Origin of the sequence: Paenibacillus sp. GCM10027628, assembly GCF_042676385.1 — a bacterium.
Lineage (GTDB): Bacteria > Bacillota > Bacilli > Paenibacillales > NBRC-103111 > Paenibacillus_E.
The window spans coordinates 892,878-910,572 of the sequence record NZ_JBHTHA010000002.1 but is presented as its reverse complement, the minus strand read 5'-3'; the positions used below and the strand labels follow the sequence as shown (position 1 = coordinate 910,572).

The following is a 17,695-nucleotide window of genomic DNA, read 5'->3' as shown; positions in this document are numbered from 1 at the left end:
GACATACTAAATGAGGAGATGCATGCAATGAAAACAAAGCGAACGCGCAAACTGGTTTCGTTATTAACAACAGGATTCATGTTTACGCAAATTATGGGCATACCGGCTCTTTTTACGGGAACCGGTACGGTTTATGCCGCATCTGCCACGATCCAGTCCGCCAAAATGCAAGTGACGATTGACGATCAATTTCCGCGAGTTATCCAGTATCAATGGTTAAGCAGCGGGAAGGTGATGTACGGGCAAGAGGATACGCTTACCACAGTCAACATCAACGGCGTATCCTACACACCAACAGTTTCTTTCGTATCGAATGGGACGGATACTGCGACCTATATGCTTTCCTTCCCCAGCATTAATGTCGTCATGACAGTCGTCATCGACGTTGTCGATAACGTGCTCGAATTTAAAGTGACAAACATTATTGAAAACGGTTCCACACTTGTGCAGACAATTGAATTTCCGAACCACAGCTTAGTATCGATCCGTGACACGCAAGCAGGTGCACAGGAAACCGCTGTCGGCGTCAAGTCTTGGAACGGTTCAACGGAAGAGTACAACCTGCTCTCGAATAAAGCGACGGATGCGGCGCCAGTGGCGAAATCATATGTGATTCTGAACACGAATGATCTTGCAGCCTCGATGTACAGCAATGCATTCGAACTGCTGACGGACAGTCAAAAAAATGATCCCCATTACCATGATTATGAGAAACATTACTATTATCAGACGGTGAGCAAAACAGGCTATAAGAAGCTGGGGGCTTGGAGTTATCCTTGGGATTACAGGGAGATCTCGGGCAATATTCAAGAAAAAATCGAGCTTCCTTATGTGAAGGTAGCCATTACCGACGATGCGAACGGAGACGGGACGGTCGATTGGCAGGATGGCGGTATTGCTTACCGGCAAATCATGATGCTGCCAAAAGGCAACGATCTGGTTCCGAAAACTTTATCCGAAATCGCTTACACTCGCGCCAGCTTAGCCCAATGGCCGTTTTTGCGGACGCTGGATATGATTAAGAAAATTTACATGTACACAGATGGTTTTGGCCAGCTGCTTGAGTACAAGGGTCATCAAGGCGAAGGACACGATTCCGGTCATCCTGATTACGGCATTAATATCAATCCGAGAGCGGGCGGTATTGATGATCTAAAAACGCTTGTCAACGGGGCTAGTCAATATAACACCTATGTGGGCGTTCACTTAAACGATACGGAAATGTATCCTGAAGCGCATTATTTCGATTACAATAAAATTTTCCCGGCAACCTGCTGGGGCTCGATGGATCAATCGCAATGTATTCAGCAATATAACGATGCATTTGATAACGGGCCTACAGGTCTGGCAGCAAGGTTGAAGGAATTGCACGATAATGTGCCTAATCTAAGCTGGATTTACATGGATGTGTATACGGGCCAAGGCTATAATCAGTGGAAGCTGGCGCATGAATTGAATGCTAACGGTTGGGCGATTGGTACGGAGATGAGCGGCGGGCTCGACCGTTACAGCATCTGGAACCATGTGCAAGAAAACGAGAGCAAGGTGGAACGGTTTCTTAAAAACAGTATAACGGATGAGTTCATGTTCGACCCGATCCTGTTGGGAGCCCGCCATGCAGGTGCAATGGGATATGGCAATGACACCAATGAAGATCAAAGCACAACGGGTCAAACCATTAATGACCAAATCAACATCTTCTTTACCCAAAACCTGGTTGACAAGTACATGCAAAACTTCGACATTATGAAGATGACTGTTGATCCGACTTTGAATCAAACGACCAATGTAACATTCAAGAATGGATTGACGGGACAGGTCGTAGATCCGGGTATCGTAACGAATGATGGAACTTATGTCACCAACAACCCAAAAGTCGAATTAAGAAAGAATGGGGTTCTGCTCGCAACGTATCAAAAACAGTTTAAGAAGAAGATTATTTCTCCTAGTGCGGCTGATTACCATCCGAAATATGTAACACCTCAGTTAACCCAATATTTGCTGCCGTGGGATCCGCAAAACGAATCGAAATTGTACCACTGGAACTCGGTCGGCGGCAATACGACTTGGACGCTGCCAGCTAGCTGGGCAGGAGTACCGACTGTAGATTTGTATCAACTGACAGATACAGGGAAAACGCTCGTTGCGAATCTGCCGGTAACTTCCGGTCAAATCACCATCAACGCGGTTGCCAATACGCCTTACGTTGTGTATAAGGGTGGTCAATCGGATGCGATTACGCCGGTGTCGGCGATGAACTTCGGCAGCGGCGGTTTCGTAAAAGATCCTGGTTTCGACAGCCGCATGCTGAATAACTGGAATATAACTTCGACAAGCGGCAGCACGAGTCATGTAACGATTCAAACCAACCAGGCCGGAGATGCCTACCTGCAGGTGAAAGGGAATAACGGCGCTGACGCTACGATTTCCCAATCCATCACAGGTCTGACGCCTGGCAAAACGTATCAAGCATCCGTTTGGGCTGAGGTGAAGAATGGACAGACGGTAACGATCGGCGTGAAGGATTATGGCGCCGCGGAAGTGACCAATACGATGACCAAATCGAACGTACCGAACAAATACGACACGCAACTGAGAGCTGTCATCAATAGCAATAACCTTGGCACCAACAACATGCAGCGGCTTAAAGTGAACTTTACAGTCCCTGCTGGTTGTTCCAGTGCAACGCTTTATATGGCAACAGGCCAGGTAGCAGGATCGCAAACTGCGGAAGTCGATTTGGATGACGTACGGGTTGCGGAACTGACTTCTCCGGCGCCGCAAGGAAATCATTATTTTTTCGAGGATTTTGAAAGCAACCAAGAGGGACTTGGACCGTTTGTGCCGATTAACGCGGGACATACGCATATTTCCGATGTGCATGCCGGCTATACGAACGATACGATCAACGGACACTCTTCGTTAAAAATTCTTGCGGATACGGTTCAAGAGGGAGTCAGGACAATTCCTATCAACTTGAAGCTGTTGCCTAATACAACGTATACGGTTAGCTTCCCGTACAGCATGACAGTAGCAAACACGTTTAAATTCGCTGTAACCAGCGGCTATGGAACGGGTATGGTAGACTTGTTCAATGACACGCTTGATAATTCGAAATATTTTTACAGCAAGACGTTCACGACCGGCAGTGCAGACGATTACAGTTTCCGTTTCATTCAGAACGGATCGAAAAGTCAACTTATCGTCGATGATTTCACTGTAGATCTCGGAACCGTAGCACCGCCTGCCGAGACTGCGGATCAAACGTTCGACAACGGTCAAGTCGGTGGCTGGATTGACGCTTATGGTGATGGACAGGTGCAGGCAGTGAGCCAGCAGTTGTCGCTGAATACGGACCGGTACGAGACGGTAGCGCTCGATCAAAACACGCCGGATATCGCTGACGGCGAAATGACGTTCACCGTCACGCCACAGTCCGGCAATTTGGCGGGAGCTATCATCCGCTACACGTCGCCGACCAGCTATACGCGCATCGGTTATGACGGTACGGTAAACGGCTGGAGATACTGGGATCCACAAGGCAATACAGGCATTATCAATATGCCGGGTGTAGCGCTTACGACAGGTATTCCGCATAAAGTGAAACTGACTTACACGGGAACGCATTACACGCTGTATGTCGACAATATCTTGAGCTATGACGGCGATATACCGGCATTGAAAACGACTGCGGGACGCACCGGCTTCTCCGTGAGAAACAAATCGAACGTATTCTTCGACAAAGTCACGTTCAAGAATCTGGGCGCATCTTCCGGTTCGACGCCGATCACGCCAACGCCGTCTAATCCGCAATCGACGCCAGGCAAGATCGTGCTAGACACTTATGACGATGCCTATGTAAGAGACGGTGCGTCTGCAACTGCGAATTTCGGCACCGATCCTTCACTTGTTGTCAAATGGGATACAAATGCCGGATACTCGCGAGAGTCGTATCTGAAATTCGATCTGTCCGGGGTGACAAGCTCCGTTTACGCTGCCCAAATTAAGCTAAATGCAATTACCAAAGGCAGCGTGGCGCCGAATCAAGTGGTGGAACTTGTCAGTGACAATACATGGAGTGAAAATACGATTAATTGGAACAATAAACCGGCTTCCTCTACAGTGATCGCAACCTTTACTCCGGTTTTAGGCGTCAATGCAATTGATGTGACGAGCCAAGTGCAGAATGCACTCGTCTCAGGCAAGAAGCTGTCTGTTAGGATTCACTCTGCATCGCAGTTGGGCGGCAGCTCCGATGTGAGCTACGGAGCGTACGAGAATACGACAGCCGGCAACCGTCCGGTGCTCGAGCTTACCGTACCGACGACTTCTACCCACACAGCAAGTGAAGACAGTTATGTGCGCGACGGCAGTTATGCCGGCCAAAATTTCGGAACTAGCGCAACGCTGGACGTAAAAGCGGATGCTATCGGCTTTTCGCGCGAAGCGTATGTGAAATATGATCTGACATCGGTTACCGGCAATGTCACCTCGGCCAAGATTCAATTGAACTTGACCACCGCAGGTGCAAGTGCTCCGAATCAGGTTGTGGAATTGGTCAGCGACAATACGTGGACCGAGAACGGAATCACCTGGAGCAATAAACCTGCTTCTAGCGGAATTGTTCTGGCAACTTTCGCTCCGACCGTCGGCGTTCATGAAATCGATGTGACGAGCCAGGTGGCTGCCGCAATGGCAAACGGCAAGAAGCTATCGATCCGGGTTTACGCTTCGCAGACGGTAGGCGGCGCATCCAGTGCCAGCTATGGATCGCGTGAGAACACAACATCGAGCAATCGTCCTATTTTAACAGTAACGACTCAATAAGAACGCTTAGGTATAACGGTAGGTACGGCGATGTCCGTACCTACCTTATTTTTTTGTAAAATCGGGAAGTCGCATTGATTATTCGAATTTCTCGCTTCATGCAAAAAATGCGACTTGCAGGCTACAACCGATTCATTTTATATTTCAAACTGTCCGTACCCGCTGGATTTTTTTCTATATGCACAATTTGGGAGATGTGATTGAAATGCTTTTGAATCGGTATGTGAACGATATATCCGGACTCTTTGTTTCGTATGAAAACTATAAGCCGTACCCGAAGGTTGAGGAAAGGGAAGTATGGGAATCTATATCTGATACAATTCGAAATTATTGGATTTCCAGGGGAGAAGCGTATCTTGACTTTTCATGGCCTGCCATTACGGCTATTGATTATATGGAATATGCAAGAAATGGAAATGTAATGCGATTTCAGGGCATATACGAGGAACGCAGAATAGCACTCGCTTCCATGGTCCTTGCAGAATGTATGGAGGGAGAAGGACGCTTTATCGATCAGATCATCAATGGGATCTGGACGATTTGCGAAGAATCCTCTTGGGTAACTCCCCCTCATATGGTTATTTCTAAAGTATGCTCATCCGACTGCATACCTAATATTGCCGACCAATACATCGATCTGTTTGCCGGGGAGACGGCAAGTTTGATGGCAACCACTTATTATCTTTTGCAAAAGCCGCTGGATGCAGTTAGTTCCAATATTTGCGGCCGAATTCGACTGGAAATGAAACGCCGGATTTTCGATCCGTATTTGGAACGTACCGATTTGTGGTGGATGGGACTGGAAACGAACAGGATAATGAACAACTGGAATCCGTGGATCAACTCGAATTGTTTATCTTGTTTCCTGTTGATGGAGAGCGATGAAGAGCGCCGTTTCCGGGGAATAGAAAAGGTAATGCGTACTTTGGACCGATATTTAGGCGATTGCAGTCCGGACGGCGGCTGTGATGAAGGTCCGGTTTATTGGGATCGCGCCGGAGGGGCGCTGTTTGATTGTCTGGAACTGCTTTACCAAGCTTCCCAAGGTCAAATTAACTTGTATGATGAACCATTGATTCAAGAAATCGGACGCTATTTATACCGGGTTCACATTGACGATACCTATTTTGTCAACTTTGCCGATAGCAGTGCAAGTTTTGATATCGTGGCCGATACCGTATTCCGTTATGGCTCACGCATCCAGGATCGGCAATTGGTAAGATTGGCGTCATCCGCCTATCAAACGAATAAGCCGCCGCTTTCCAGGTGGCTGACACTTCATCGTCTTATACCTTCCTTTTTACTTGATGATAAAATTAAGGCAATAAAAGAGACACCCCCATATGTCCGCGATGCATGGATGAATCGTATCGAAGTGATGACTGCCAGGGAGCAGGAAGGCTCCAGCCATGGTTTGTATTTGGCCGTTAAAGGGGGCCATAACGATGAGAGCCATAATCATAATGATATCGGCCAATTCCTTGTATATTCGGACGGGAACCCAATTCTTATCGATGTCGGTGTCGGAACTTATACCGCCAAGACGTTTAGCCCTGAGCGGTACGACATTTGGACGATGCAGTCCGCTTACCACAATGTACCCATTGTGAATGGGATTCAGCAGATGGCTGGAATTGCGTATAAAGCAAGTGAAGTTGAATACCAAGTTCGTCATGAAGCGGCACAACTATCAATGAATCTCGCCAGTGCCTATCCGGAAGCAGCAGGCATCGATTCGTGGAAACGAACTTGCAGCCTTTATCGAGACCAAGCCTCATATATCGAGATTGTAGACGATTTTGAACTTACTCAGGCAACCGATGATATTATTGTCCACTTGATGACTCCTTGTATGCCGCTGATTAACAGCGATGGGAGCATTCTGTTACAGAACCCCGGCGGTGAGAAAGTATATATTCACTATGACTCAAGCAATCTTCAGGCTGCGAGCGAGACCATTGAGCTGACAGATGAAAGGCTGAGCGCCGTCTGGGGCGATTGTATGTATAGAATCATTCTAAAGGCGAAACAAGCCGTTCGAGCAGCTGTATGGACAATGCGTATTTACAAAGGATGACTTGAGCGAGACTGCAATGAACCTGATGGGATGGATGGAGCGATGAAAAGCAAAAGACCTAACATATTGTTTCTGATGAGTGATGAGCATCGAGCCGATACGGCCGGATTTGCCGGGAACTCCGTTGTGCGTACACCACATTTGGACTGGATTGCGGAAACCGGCGCAGAGTAGTCAGAAGCGTAAAGGAGTTCAAATGGGATCAGCCCAAGGAAGTCAAGCGGGCAGGAAATCGGAAGAGCCCCCCATTCGGTTATGGATGCATATACAGTTCTCGGCGCGACCAATTTCATTGATGAATACTTTCTTAACCCTTATTATGACCGGGATCGCCGGAACGACCTTTGCTGCTAAAAGTGAGCTTGCTGCAACCGCATTATCCGTACATCGCGGACGGCGATAAATTTCGCTACTATTTGAACCGGGTGCAGCCTATCGCTGAGCAGCAGGTGTTCGACCATCCGTTTCTCAGCAGGCTTCAGGTGAGGCCGGGGGTTGATGCTTCGGATAGGGAATTTCGCCGGGCGGTTGCCGCTTACTATGCCATGATTGAAACGGTTGATGACAATTTCAGCACTGTCATGCAGGCGCTCAGCGGTGATCCCGACTATATGAGGCAGATGGAATCGTTTCGTAAGCAGCGGCGGGAATTTCGGCCAGAGTGAGAGCGAATACATGAAATAAACGACAGCTTCACAAACTTTAAAGGTTACTTTTCCCAGGATGAGATCGGGCGAAAAGTAGTCTTTTTTTCTTTACAAAACATTTACGCCTATTTGATTTGTGGTTAACGTTGCGATTTTACAATAAAGTTGTCAGTAAAACAACATAAACGCACAAATACCCAAAATTCGGAGGGATCTATTATGAAAAAACATCTATCATTGAAATCAGCACTGATGATTAGTGTGATGGCTTTGAGTATGACTGCCTGCGGCGCACCTCAACAAACCGCTCCTGCGACAGGAACTCCGGCTCCGGCAAAAGAGCTGACGCTTGAAGAGATTCAAAATAAGGCTAAGCAGGAAGGCAAGGTTATCAGTGTCGGGATGCCCGATGACTGGGCAAACTGGAAAGAAACCTGGGGCAATATTACCTCCAAATACGGATTAACTCATTCGGATACGGATTTAACAAGCTCAGAGGAAATCGCCAAATTTGACGCTGAAAAGAACAATCCAACGGCGGATATTGGAGATGTAGGGATGGCATTCGGACCGATCGCCATGCAAAAAGGCGTGACCATGCCGTATAAAACGTCTTACTGGAACGATATTCCGGACTGGGCGAAGGATAAGGACGGCCACTGGCTGGTTGATTATCAAGGTACAATCTCCGTGCTTGTCGATAAAACGCAGGTGAAAAATCCGCCGAAAACATGGGAAGATATTGAAAAAGGCGATTATAAAGTTCAGATTCCGGATGTCACCAAATCATCGCAAGCGCAGATGGGCGTACTGGCAGCGGCGGTCGCGCATGGCGGCAATGAGGGCAACATTCAGCCCGGATTGGACTTCTTTGCGAAATTGGCCAAGCAGAACAGACTGGTTACGAAAGATGTAACCAAAGCCGATTTGGAGAAAGGTGAAGTGCAAGTTGCGATTTTGTGGGATTTTGTATCTTTGGGCTTTAAAGACCAAATCGATCCAAACCGTTTTGACGTTAACATCATGAAGGAAGGCAGCATCATCGGGGGATATACAACCATCCTTAACAAGTATGCGCCACATCCGAACGCCGCGAAGCTTGCACGCGAATATATTTTGAGCGACGAGGGACAGATCAACCTGGCCAAAGGCTATGCCCGTCCGATTCGCACTAACGTCAAATTGCCGGAAGATGTCGCCAAGAAGCTGATTCCGGGCGAACAGTATCGAAATGCGAAACCGGTCACGGATTTTAAATTATGGGATGAAACATCCAAAAAAATTCCGCAGCTGTGGCAAGAACAAGTTTTGGTTAACATCAAATGACGGATTAAAAGAAGTGAGGTTTGTCCGAATGAATTACAAAGTCACGCTGTTCGCGGTCCTTGCATTACTTCCGTTTGCCCTGCTGATTGTCGGGTTCGAGCTGCTGCCTCTGACTGCCATGATCCGCGACAGCTTTCTTGCGGATGACGGGATCACCTATACGTTTCAGCAGTATATTACGGCTTTAACCAATCCCTATTATACAAAAGGAATGCTGAACAGCCTGCTCATTTCTGTATATGCCAGCGGCATCGGTATCGCGATCGCAATCGCCGCCTCCTATTCCATGACGCGAATGCCTTCTAAGATTCAGTCTGGGCTTGTGACCTTCTCCAATCTAACTTCCAATTTTTCCGGCGTGCCGCTGGCCTTTGCTTTCATTATTTTGCTCGGCAACAGCGGAGTTTTTACGCTCCTATTCAAAGAATGGGGTTGGTACATTACAGGATCGTTCAATCTATACAGTTGGAGCGGTTTAGTGGCTGTGTATGTATATTTCCAGGTACCGTTAGCCATTCTGCTGCTTTACCCAGCCTATTCTGGCATTCAAAGACAATGGCGGGAATCCGCCGCTTTGCTTGGCGCATCGGCCTTTCAATTTTGGCTGCGCATCGGATTTCCCATCATATTTCCCAGCGTTGTCGGTACGTTCAGCATTCTTCTCGCCAACGCCATGGGCGCTTATGCAACAGCTTATGCTTTAGTAGGGGGCAGCTATAATTTGCTGCCTATCCGCATCGGCGCGCTTGTAGCCGGGGATGTTGCCACCAGACCGCAACTCGGCAGCGCTTTGGCCGTCATTTTAGGATTGATGATGGTCTTGGCGATGTGGTGTAATGAACGTATGATGCGACGATTCAGGAGAGATTTGCGATGAAGAAAAAATGGCTGCACATGTTGATCATTTCGGCAACTTTTTTATATCTCTTTCTGCCGCTTGCGGCAACGTTCTTGTATTCGATCGCCAAAGAATGGCATCACACGATTCTCCCGGTATCCTTTACGTTCAGCGCGTATGAGAATTTGTATACGGATCCCCGATTTTTACAAGCAGTCGGGCGTACGCTTCTCGTTTCTGCAATTACACTAGTTCTAAGTGTAGTTACTATGTCGGTCGCCATCTTTGTCGTGTTCTTGTATTTGCCTAAAATGGAGCGTGTCCTGCAGACGCTTGTCATGATCCCTTTCGCTGTTCCCGGCGTAGTTGCAGCCGTAGGATTGATTAAGGTATACTCCAGCGGGCCTATCGTCTTATCCGGGACACTTTGGATCTTAGTCGGAGCGTATTACGTACTCGTTCTTCCCTATATGTATCAAGGTATCCGAAACAACTTGCGAACGATTGACGCCAAAAGGCTGATGGAAGCCGCTGAAGTGCTCGGGGCGAGCAAAATCAAGGGTTTCGCACTCGTCATCTTGCCTAACATGGTGACTGGAATGCTCGTTTCCGCTCTATTGTCATTCTCGATTCTCATCGGCGAATTCGTCCTGGCCAATTTTCTCATCGGCGGATATTATGAAACGATCCAAATTTATTTAATGAGACGCTTGAATGAAAACGGCCACTTGGCCAGCAGCATTGTCATTACGTACTTTTTTATGGTAGCGGCCATTTCGTGGTTGATGCTGAGATTAGGCAGACGCTTCCGTAAGTTAGATGAAATCAAGGAGAAGGTATCATGAGCTACGTCCAAATCGATCAAGCGTTGAAGCAATACGCGGATTCTACTGTACTGAAGCAAGTATCTCTCCAGATTGAAAAAGGGGAGCTGGTTACCTTGCTGGGACCAAGCGGCTGCGGGAAAAGCACGCTGCTGCGTTCCATCGCCGGGTTGGAAAAGCTGGACGGCGGGACGATTCGCGTAAACGGAAACGATATTTCCCAGCTTTCGCCGCAGCGCAGAAATGTCGGCATGGTTTTTCAATCCTACGCCCTGTTTCCGAATATGACTGTTTTCGATAACATTGCCTTCGGTCTGAAAATGAGAAAATGGCCTCGAAACGAGATTGCCGTTAAGGTCAACCACGTGATCGAGCTCATCCATATGTCCGATAAAGCATCCTCTTATCCTCATCAATTATCCGGCGGGCAGCAGCAGCGTGTAGCGCTTGCCAGAGGGATCGTCACGGAACCGGATATTCTGCTGCTGGACGAACCTTTAAGCGCTCTTGATGCTAAAATCAGGAAAAATCTGCAAATCGAACTGCGAAACATTCAGCGGGAATTGAAGATGACGATGATATTCGTTACGCATGACCAGGAAGAGGCGATGACGATTTCTGACCGTATTTTCATTATGAATGGCGGTAAAATTGTTCATCAGGGCAAGCCGGAGCATATTTACGCTTCCCCGAAAAACGAATTTGTGGCCCGCTTTATCGGCAGCTATAACGTATTGACGGATCGTGAACTTTCCCGCTTAACAGGACAATCTTTCAAGCCCGGAAGCTATGCCATTCGCCCGGAGGTTATGGAACTGCATCCGCACGATGTGTTGTCCGATCAGCAGGAGCCTGGCCTATGGCTTGAAGGGATCGTGAAAAGGTTGACGGTTCGCGGCAACGTGCGCCGCTATGAGATTCAAGCACAAGATGTAAACTTATTGGTGGATGAGCTGAATGTTCCCCATAAAAGCGCTGTTGATGAGGAATTGTTCATTAAGGTGTGGATTCCGGCGTCAGCGTGCAACTTGCTAGAATAGTGGAGGGTGAAAGTCATGTCGGTTTTGTCGTTAGAGAGAAAAAACTTTATTCTTGATCGATTACAAGCTTACGGTAAAGTGAACGCGGCTGAATTAGCCAAACTGATGGATGTTTCGATGGAAACCATCCGGCGCGACCTTGATATGCTGGAGAAGGAAGACCTGCTCAAACGTGTGCATGGCGGAGCTGTCAAAATCAATTTTCAACTGGGTGAACCACCGTTCTATCAACGTAAAGATGTTAGTCTGGAAAACAAAAAGAAAGTGGCTCAGAAGGCCGCGCAGTTGGTAAGAGACGGGGATACGATCGTCATGGGAGGAGGAACCACGATCCTTGAAATGGCTCACGCTCTCCGCGGTGTCAATAAGGTCACCATTCTGACCAATTCGGTACCTACATCGCATACGCTATTGGATTCTTTAAATCAGGGTTTGTTTCACGGAAAAGTGATTCTGTTAGGCGGGGAATTGAATGAAGAACAGTATTCAACGAGCGGATCAGTTTGTGAAAAAATGCTGGATCTGTTTTGTGTAAATAAAGCTTTTATTTCGCCGGGAGGTATTTCCCTCTCGGGCGTTATGGAATATACGCTGGAAGAATCGTCGATTTCGGCCAAGATGATTCAGGTGGCGAAAGAAAAAATTATTCTTGCGGATCATGGGAAGATCGGTGCTGAAGCATTGTGCAAATTCGCGCAGCTTGACCAGATCAACGTGATCGTTTGCGACCAACAAGCGCCGCAATCGTGGAACTCTTCTTTGGAAAATATCGAATGGATTACATCGGATGAGGAGACTATGAAGTGAAACAGATTAAAGGGATTTTGTTTGATAAAGACGGAACTTTAATGGATTTTTATTCCAGTTGGGTTTTGGTGGCTACGCAGTTGGCGGATCGTTTGCTTGAAAAGCTGGAAATCGCCAATTGCCCGGAGCTGAAGGACAATTTGCTCATTTCTATCGGGCTTCATGACAATAAAGTAGATCCGAGGGGGTTTCTGGCCAGCGGCACTACACAGGATATATACGGGGCGTTTGTTCAGGTGCTGACGAAAGCGGATGTAAGTCAGGAGAGGCTGGACGGGCTGGATGATTGGATGACAGATGAGCTTTACAGCTTAACCAAAGCCAACCGGGACAATCTAAAGTCGACTGCCGATTTGCCCAATTTATTGGATGGGCTTCGCAGGCATGGTATTAAAATGGGCATCGCAACAGCGGATGATCGGGATTCTACGAAGTTCTTTTTGGATAAAATCGGCATTCAAAGCTATTTTGATTTTATCGGTACTTCTGATTATTACGAGAAAAAGCCGAATCCAAGCATGATTCAAGCATTTTGCGAGATTGCGAATATCAGCGCGGAAGAAGTGGCTGTCGCCGGCGACACGGTCGTCGATCTTCAATTTGCAAAGAACGGTTCGGCGGGACTCGCGATCGGTGTTCTCTCCGGTGTTAGCGGAACAGCCGAATTAAGCGGACTAGCGGATCTCATCATAGATTCCGTCGGGGATATCGTTACGGAGAACGGCGGATTAATTTGGCGTGGTACAAATTGGAGGCGAGATTATGAAAATCGGTTTGGAAACTGAAAGTTATCACTTGCAATTCATTTCTGGCCGTATGGATGTATTTCAATTTATCCAGAGGACTGCCGAATTAGGATTAGACGGCGTCATGTTAAATATTAATCCATGGCCGGGGTTGCCCGGATGGGGGGTTCTGGAATCTTTTGACCCTGAATATTTGGCTAAAGTAAGAAACGAAATCCGGAAATACGGATTTTTTGCTGAGATCGATACGCGTGGAACGGATCCGGGTCATTTAACGCAAGTGATTGAAGCTGCTCATTTGATAGGAGCTGACGTCGTTCGGACTTACGTTTGCACTGACGGATATGATCCGGATAAATTGAGTAGAGCTCCGCAAGACATCGCGCAGCTTGTCCCGCTGCTGAAGAAATACAGAATTCGACTGGCCGTAGAAAATCATGAAGAAGAGATTGCGGATGAAGTCATTCAAATGATTAAGGAAGTGAACAGCCCATGGGTCGGCGCTCACTGCGATATTGGCAACGGCATGATGGCATGGGAAGATCCGGTTGAGGCTGTCAGGAAATTGGCTCCATATGCATTTACGACCCATTTTAAAGACCATATTATTATTCATGATGGCGAGGATTACCGGGTATGCGGAGTTCCTATAGGAACCGGCAATATTGATACAGAGGAATGTTTCAAAATACTGGTAGAACAATCAACATTAACCCGTATCAATGTGGAAATGTGTTTCCCTTATTCCGTGTCTTTCAAAAGAGAACCGGGAACCGGTGGCGTATTTGAAGTTGGTGAAGGAGCTTTTAAAGTTGAACAGCCTCCTTATGATTTAAATATCATTAGACCCGAGGACTATTACTATCCGCCAGAAGAACTTTTGGCAAAAATGATTGAAGATCAAGATAAAGGCTTAGAGCAATCGATTCAATACACGCTGGCATTAAGGGAGAAATATTGCCGTTAGTACGCAAGAATAAAGAAGCTGAGATCAGTGATCCAGCTTCTTTTTATGTTTAGCGGTCAACCGCGTAATGTAGCTGAATGACGCCACCGCCAAGCGGCTTGGTATCCAGAAGCTGAACATCTTTGAATGTATAATTGTCTGTATCGATCATTAGATGAAGTCCTTTACCCTCCAGCACAGGAGCAACATTGAAGATCAGCTCGTCGACAAGCCCCTGACCTAAAAATGCATTGTGCAGATCAGCGCCGGCCGCTACGACTGCGGTTTGATGTCCTTTCAACTGCAGGTAGTCCAGGGCCTCCTGCGGCGATCTCGCAATCGTTGCCCCCGGGAGGGCGTCAACATTCTTGGAAACCACAACGATATCCAAATCAGCAAAGGGGCCGCCGTCGCCGGCCGCCATAGCCTCGAAGGTTCGGCGTCCGACAATGAAATTCCCGGCTGCTTTCGCATGTTTCGCAAAATCGTCAAGTGCTTCCTTCTTCGGCGGATTCTCGGGACTCGACTGTGCATAGTTACCGTTGGCGCTTAATGTTGCCCACAAAATAGTTTTCATATCATTTTTCCTCCTGACGTTCTTACCCATATTTTTCGAATTGATGCTGCTACCCGATCCGGCCGATCCTCCTGCACATAGTGTGAAGCATCGTCAAGGATTTCGGTTTCGTTCATCGGCAGATAGCTCTGCCATTTGGCCATCGCTTCAAGCGGGAAGCCGGCGCTGTCTTTTGTCCCCCACAATATTTGCGAGGGCAAATCGGAAAGCGACGAAAGTCTCGATTCAATGGCCGCGAGCCACGACCGAGCCTTTCGGATCTGTCCGGGGAAGACCCATGTCGGAATTCTGGAAGCCGGCGTTGGGAACGGGTCGGTGTAAGCCTTCCTCAAGCTATCCGTCACTTTCTCGGCTTGGTGGATGCCGCTGGGAACGATGACCTTGGCAAAGAAATTGCGGCGAGTCTGCAGCCAATATCCGAATGGCCAACCTCCCATGATAAGCGAGAACAACTTCAGCGGAAGCAGCTTTGCAGGCCACGCCCACGTGTTCATCACGACGACGCCTCTCAGCCGATCGCGGTTACGTACAGCGTAATTCAGGCCGATCGGCCCGCCCCAATCTTGAACCACGAGAATAAAGTCTTTCAAATCGAGGCGGCGGATGAAGTCCGATATGGCCTCCGAATGCTCTTGCGGTGTAAAGTTATAGCCGGATGGCGCCTTGGACATCCCGAAGCCGGGATAATCCGGAGCGATAAGGCGGAATTCACCGCTCAGCTCCTTAATGACATTCCTGTAAAGATATGACCACGTTGGATTCCCGTGAAGGAGAAGAACCGTCGGTCCGTTTCCCTCATCAATATAATGAATATTCCCGTCGCGGTATGGCAGCCAGCAGTCTTCGAACGGGTACTCCATTACATCCACTTCAAAAGGCCTTTTCATTGTAGCCTTCCTCCCATCTGATGCGATCTGCAATTTTTTTCCTTCTTCTGTTTTCAATGTTAGTGCATTGTGGTACATTTGAAAAGTAGTTACAAAAAAGTGCAATAGTTTCATAAAATGAACTATGGAGGAAACGCCGATGTTGGATCGCTCTTGTATCGAAGCCATTGATCCTTTGTTGGAAATTTTGGATGGCAAGTGGACCCTTCCTCTCCTTCTGGAGTTGTTTGTAGGCACCAAACGATTTGGAGAGCTGCGGCGAAGGCTGAACCCGATTAGCCCGAAGACGTTAACGGATCGGCTGCGGGTGCTGGAAGAGAAGGGAATAATAACGCGAACTCTGTATCCCGGTGTGCCCCTGCACGTCGAATATGAGCTAACTGAACGCGGATGGAATTTGCAGCCTATTTTTGCCGCTATGTGGGCATGGGTTCAGGAAAATGGCCTAAGCCCCGAGCATGGGGCGGAAGAGAGAGCTCAGAAGGGAATATAAAATGTTGAGCTTAATTTGTTAAATCGCTGGAGGGTATTCTGGAAGATGTTATTGTAGTTGATTACCCAAAGGTTTAAGAAATCACAACGAGGCTGCCGGTATAGATCGGCAGCTTCGTTGCGTTAACAGGCAGGATACTGACAAAGCATCCCCTATGTTTTTGTTCAAAAAATGTCGGGATTTTACTAGTATTAAGTCGGGAAAGTAAAAGTAAGGGTATCGGGGTTTTATTATAATAAACATGTAAACGCTTCAAAGTCGAACATCATTAAATTGGGAGGGATAAGAAGATGTTAAAGGGAATGAAAAAAAACACTAAAGCTGCAATGACATGTATTTTAGCGACGTGTATGATGCTTTCATTCGGCATGAATGCGATGGCTGCTGAGCAACAGAAGCAATCAACCTCTTATCAAACTGTTACAGAAATCGAAGATTGGGGCCCCGCTATTACAAAGTTAATTATTGATGTAGGCAAACCGATACCAAAGGACTCCGTAACAACGGATACTTTCAAAGTACATGTAGTAAGAAGTGATAATAGATTGAAAAATCCTTTTTTAGAGGAAGGCGATCGGTTAGTTACCAAAGCTTACGTTTCTGATAAAGATGGAGACCCTGCTGTCAAAATGGGAAAATATGTCGTGTTGGAAATGCAAATTGGTCCGAATGTCACTTTAGGTTCAGCGATGAACTATGATTGGGCAGGAACAGGATTTAATGCATGGACTACGAACGAGTATACAGTCACTCAACAGAAAGATATTAGCACGCCATCGGGAAAAGTTTCAGGGTTAGTTGTTAACACTTTTGCAGGTGGAACTAGAAAACTAGTAGATGAGTTTACAGTAGGTAAATCAACCAACGATAATATCACCTTGGCATATGCCAGCTATGCTCCGGCAAAAGATAACAAAAAGAATCCGTTAATCATTTGGTTGCATGGTGCCGGAGAAGGAGGGACCGATCCAACAATCCCTATTTCCGCAAACAAAGCTGTCAACTTCGCCTCCAAAGAAATACAATCCTATTTTGATGGAGCCTACGTATTAGCGCCTCAGACACCAACTTTTTGGATGGATGGTTTTACAGGGTTTGGGGATGGCACCTCAAAATATGAGAAATCACTTATTGCATTGATTAAAAATTATGTAGCAGCAAATAAAGATATTGATACTTCTCGCATCTATATTGGCGGCGACTCCAACGGCGGATATATGACCATGCTGATGATCCGCGATAATCCAGACTACTTTGCAGCTGCTTTCCCAACCTGTGAAGCATTAAAGGATACACTCATCAGTGATACGGATATTCAGAAAATGAAAAACCTTCCAATCTGGTTCACTGCGGCTAAAACAGATCCGATCGTACTTCCAAGCAACTTTGTTATACCAACTTATAACCGGTTAGTGCAGGCTGGAGCCAAAAATGTCCAATTCTCCTTGTTTGAGAATGTACATGATACTACGGGCTTGTATCAGCAAGCAGATGGCAAGCCGTACGAGTACAATGGCCATTGGTCATGGATTTATGTTTATAACAACGAATGTATAGCTACAATCAATGGGAAAAAGATAAGCATTATGGAATGGCTGGCTGCTCAATCATTAAAAAAATAATCCAAAGACCCTTTCGCGATAAATGCGGAAGGGTCTTT

Annotated in this window: 15 protein-coding genes; 13 read left to right on the top strand and 2 right to left on the bottom strand. The window is 47.0% G+C overall.

All coding sequences use genetic code 11. The features are described 5' to 3' along the window. Positions 1-27: 27 nt before the first annotated feature. The 11 genes from ACFQZT_RS05035 to ACFQZT_RS04985 all read left to right on the top strand — a co-directional run bounded on the left by ACFQZT_RS05035 (position 28) and on the right by ACFQZT_RS04985 (position 14,099). Positions 28-4,827, top strand: a complete 4,800-nt coding sequence (locus ACFQZT_RS05035) for an endo-alpha-N-acetylgalactosaminidase family protein (RefSeq protein ID WP_379297164.1) — start codon at positions 28-30, stop codon at positions 4,825-4,827. A 205-nt stretch (positions 4,828-5,032) separates the two neighbouring features. Continuing rightward, on the top strand, positions 5,033-6,904 hold the full coding sequence (locus ACFQZT_RS05030) for a heparinase II/III domain-containing protein (RefSeq protein WP_379297162.1): 1,872 nt from the start codon (positions 5,033-5,035) through the stop codon (positions 6,902-6,904). A 42-nt stretch (positions 6,905-6,946) separates the two neighbouring features. Beyond that, positions 6,947-7,078: a hypothetical protein gene (locus ACFQZT_RS05025; protein ID WP_379297160.1), complete on the top strand. Its 132-nt coding sequence runs from the start codon at positions 6,947-6,949 to the stop codon at positions 7,076-7,078. Between the two features lie 170 nt (positions 7,079-7,248). Then, positions 7,249-7,569 carry a hypothetical protein gene (locus ACFQZT_RS05020; RefSeq protein WP_379297158.1) on the top strand — a complete coding sequence of 107 codons (321 nt, stop codon included), beginning with the start codon at positions 7,249-7,251 and terminating at the stop codon, positions 7,567-7,569. A 201-nt stretch (positions 7,570-7,770) separates the two neighbouring features. Further along, positions 7,771-8,877 (top strand): ABC transporter substrate-binding protein, encoded by a 1,107-nt coding sequence (locus tag ACFQZT_RS05015; protein ID WP_379297156.1) that lies wholly within the window; start codon positions 7,771-7,773, stop codon positions 8,875-8,877. 28 nt (positions 8,878-8,905) lie between these two features. Further along, a complete protein-coding gene (locus tag ACFQZT_RS05010; protein ID WP_379297154.1) occupies positions 8,906-9,754 on the top strand; it encodes an ABC transporter permease in 849 nt (282 codons plus the stop codon). Further along, positions 9,751-10,560 (top strand): ABC transporter permease, encoded by an 810-nt coding sequence (locus tag ACFQZT_RS05005; protein WP_379297152.1) that lies wholly within the window; start codon positions 9,751-9,753, stop codon positions 10,558-10,560. The genes ACFQZT_RS05010 and ACFQZT_RS05005 overlap by 4 nt, the downstream gene beginning before the upstream one ends. Then, entirely contained in the window at positions 10,557-11,579 is a 1,023-nt protein-coding gene (locus ACFQZT_RS05000) for an ABC transporter ATP-binding protein (protein WP_379297150.1), read from the top strand. Before ACFQZT_RS05005 ends, ACFQZT_RS05000 begins: the two co-directional genes overlap by 4 nt. A gap of 15 nt (positions 11,580-11,594) precedes the next feature. Then, positions 11,595-12,386, top strand: coding sequence for a DeoR/GlpR family DNA-binding transcription regulator (locus tag ACFQZT_RS04995; RefSeq protein ID WP_379297148.1), 792 nt, complete (start codon positions 11,595-11,597; stop codon positions 12,384-12,386). After that, a complete protein-coding gene (locus tag ACFQZT_RS04990; protein ID WP_379297146.1) occupies positions 12,383-13,171 on the top strand; it encodes an HAD family hydrolase in 789 nt (262 codons plus the stop codon). The genes ACFQZT_RS04995 and ACFQZT_RS04990 overlap by 4 nt, the downstream gene beginning before the upstream one ends. Next, entirely contained in the window at positions 13,149-14,099 is a 951-nt protein-coding gene (locus ACFQZT_RS04985) for a sugar phosphate isomerase/epimerase family protein (protein ID WP_379297144.1), read from the top strand. The genes ACFQZT_RS04990 and ACFQZT_RS04985 overlap by 23 nt, the downstream gene beginning before the upstream one ends. A gap of 49 nt (positions 14,100-14,148) precedes the next feature. On the opposite strand, the gene ACFQZT_RS04980 is transcribed toward ACFQZT_RS04985, so the two are convergent. Further along, the gene (locus ACFQZT_RS04980; RefSeq protein WP_379297142.1) at positions 14,149-14,655 is read right to left on the bottom strand and encodes a dihydrofolate reductase family protein; all 507 of its coding nucleotides are present in this window, start codon (positions 14,653-14,655) and stop codon (positions 14,149-14,151) included. After that, on the bottom strand, positions 14,652-15,542 hold the full coding sequence (locus ACFQZT_RS04975) for an alpha/beta fold hydrolase (protein WP_379297140.1): 891 nt from the start codon (positions 15,540-15,542) through the stop codon (positions 14,652-14,654). Before ACFQZT_RS04975 ends, ACFQZT_RS04980 begins: the two co-directional genes overlap by 4 nt. 139 nt (positions 15,543-15,681) lie before the next feature. On the opposite strand from ACFQZT_RS04975, the gene ACFQZT_RS04970 reads away from it, so the two are divergent. Further along, complete coding sequence (locus tag ACFQZT_RS04970; RefSeq protein ID WP_379297138.1) at positions 15,682-16,035, top strand: winged helix-turn-helix transcriptional regulator; 354 nt, start codon at positions 15,682-15,684, stop codon at positions 16,033-16,035. 290 nt (positions 16,036-16,325) lie between these two features. Further along, complete coding sequence (locus tag ACFQZT_RS04965; RefSeq protein WP_379297136.1) at positions 16,326-17,657, top strand: prolyl oligopeptidase family serine peptidase; 1,332 nt, start codon at positions 16,326-16,328, stop codon at positions 17,655-17,657. Positions 17,658-17,695: the final 38 nt, after the last annotated feature.

Coding starts and splice junctions, on each gene's coding strand:
- ACFQZT_RS05000 (WP_379297150.1), top strand. CDS start 10,557: ATGAGCTACGTCCAAATCGATCAAGCGTTGAAGCAATACGCGGATTCT.
- ACFQZT_RS04980 (WP_379297142.1), bottom strand. CDS start 14,655: ATGAAAACTATTTTGTGGGCAACATTAAGCGCCAACGGTAACTATGCA.
- ACFQZT_RS05030 (WP_379297162.1), top strand. CDS start 5,033: ATGCTTTTGAATCGGTATGTGAACGATATATCCGGACTCTTTGTTTCG.
- ACFQZT_RS04975 (WP_379297140.1), bottom strand. CDS start 15,542: ATGAAAAGGCCTTTTGAAGTGGATGTAATGGAGTACCCGTTCGAAGAC.
- ACFQZT_RS05005 (WP_379297152.1), top strand. CDS start 9,751: ATGAAGAAAAAATGGCTGCACATGTTGATCATTTCGGCAACTTTTTTA.
- ACFQZT_RS04985 (WP_379297144.1), top strand. CDS start 13,149: ATGAAAATCGGTTTGGAAACTGAAAGTTATCACTTGCAATTCATTTCT.
- ACFQZT_RS05010 (WP_379297154.1), top strand. CDS start 8,906: ATGAATTACAAAGTCACGCTGTTCGCGGTCCTTGCATTACTTCCGTTT.
- ACFQZT_RS05035 (WP_379297164.1), top strand. CDS start 28: ATGAAAACAAAGCGAACGCGCAAACTGGTTTCGTTATTAACAACAGGA.
- ACFQZT_RS04965 (WP_379297136.1), top strand. CDS start 16,326: ATGTTAAAGGGAATGAAAAAAAACACTAAAGCTGCAATGACATGTATT.
- ACFQZT_RS04995 (WP_379297148.1), top strand. CDS start 11,595: ATGTCGGTTTTGTCGTTAGAGAGAAAAAACTTTATTCTTGATCGATTA.
- ACFQZT_RS05015 (WP_379297156.1), top strand. CDS start 7,771: ATGAAAAAACATCTATCATTGAAATCAGCACTGATGATTAGTGTGATG.
- ACFQZT_RS04970 (WP_379297138.1), top strand. CDS start 15,682: ATGTTGGATCGCTCTTGTATCGAAGCCATTGATCCTTTGTTGGAAATT.
- ACFQZT_RS05025 (WP_379297160.1), top strand. CDS start 6,947: ATGAAAAGCAAAAGACCTAACATATTGTTTCTGATGAGTGATGAGCAT.